This window comes from Promicromonospora sp. NPDC057488 (assembly GCF_042802395.1).
Classification (GTDB): domain Bacteria; phylum Actinomycetota; class Actinomycetes; order Actinomycetales; family Cellulomonadaceae; genus Promicromonospora.
Genome location: NZ_JBHVEG010000342.1, coordinates 1 through 1,240, shown reverse-complemented (window position 1 = coordinate 1,240; position 1,240 = coordinate 1). Strand labels below are relative to the sequence as shown.

General features: G+C 73.3%; 1 protein-coding gene. It reads left to right on the top strand.

The annotated features are described in order from the left end of the window. Nucleotides 1-230: 230 nt before the first annotated feature. Nucleotides 231-1,190 (top strand): hypothetical protein, encoded by a 960-nt coding sequence (locus ACFU5G_RS29890; protein ID WP_377252787.1) that lies wholly within the window; start codon nt 231-233, stop codon nt 1,188-1,190. Nucleotides 1,191-1,240 lie beyond the last annotated feature (50 nt).

The window sequence follows — 1,240 nt, the reverse complement described above, 5'->3', positions numbered from 1 at the left end:
GGCAACTGACCGGTCTCAAGGCAACCGACCGAAGTCATTTTCGAGCCGTGCAGGGGACCGAAGTCAGCATTGGCGGCAGAGGTATGAGCAGATCTATCCGGGCGGCTGGCGGCACTGTCTTCGGAGCGCCAACGGTTTGAGCGCGACCACAGGGGCTTCAGATCGGCGTTCGTGCACAGGTCCGCCGGGGCGTCGCCCGCGGACCCCCGCCGGTCGGGCACCGTCGGGGCATGGACGACGTCGAGATACCGAAGGTCGCGCTCGCGCTGGAGCAGAACCGCAACGCCCTGGCCACGGCCGCCCGCCGGGGCGACGTCGTCCGGATCCGGCGCGGGGCGTACTGCGCGCCCGGCGACCTGCGGGCCGACGGCGCTGCCCGCGGCGCGCGGGAGGACCGGAACCGGGCGCTGGCCCGCCTGCGCGCCCTGCACTCCCAGCTCCGGGTCGAGCACGTGTTCAGCCACGCGTCGGCCGCGCTGCTCCACGGCTGCCGCGTCTGGCGGAACCCCCGCGAGACGCACGTGTACCAGCGCTATCGCGCGTCGGGTCACGCCGCGGCCGACGTGAGTCGGCACTCCTGGACGCTCGCCCCCGACGACGTCGCCGACGCGGCGGGCCTGCCGGTCACCACGCTCGAGCGCACGGTCGTCGACTGCGCGCGGACCATGCACCCGCTCGAGGGCCTGGTCATCGCCGACTCCGCGCTGGCACAGGGCGTGGAGCGGGAAGTTCTGCTCGGCGCGCTCGACGAGGCCGGTCGCCGCGGGGTGCTCCGGGCCCGGCTCGTGATCGAGCTGGCCGACGCCGGCGCCCAGTCGGCCTGGGAGACCTGGGTCCGGTACGAGCTGCTCCGCGCCGGACTGCCCCGGCCGACGACCCAGCTGCCGGTCGAGACCGACCGCGGGCTCTTCCACACCGACCTCGGGTACGAGCAGTGGGCCCTGGGCATCGAGTTCGACGGGCAGGTCAAGTACCGGCCCAACGGCGTCCGCCCTGGTCACGATCCCGCGCAGGAGTACCTGCACGAGAAGGCGCGGGCCGCGGCGATCCGCCGGGCCGGCGTCACGATTGAGCACGTCACCGCCGCGGACAAGCGCGACGTCCCGGCGCTGATCGCCAGGCTGACCAGCCACCTCCCGCAGGCCCTGGTCCGCGCCGCCCGCCCTGACCCAGCCCTCCCACCAAGCTGACGGCAGAAATGAGTTCGGTCGGTTGCGTCGAGACCGGTCAGTCAACTGAC

Coding starts and splice junctions, on each gene's coding strand:
- ACFU5G_RS29890 (WP_377252787.1), top strand. CDS start 231: ATGGACGACGTCGAGATACCGAAGGTCGCGCTCGCGCTGGAGCAGAAC.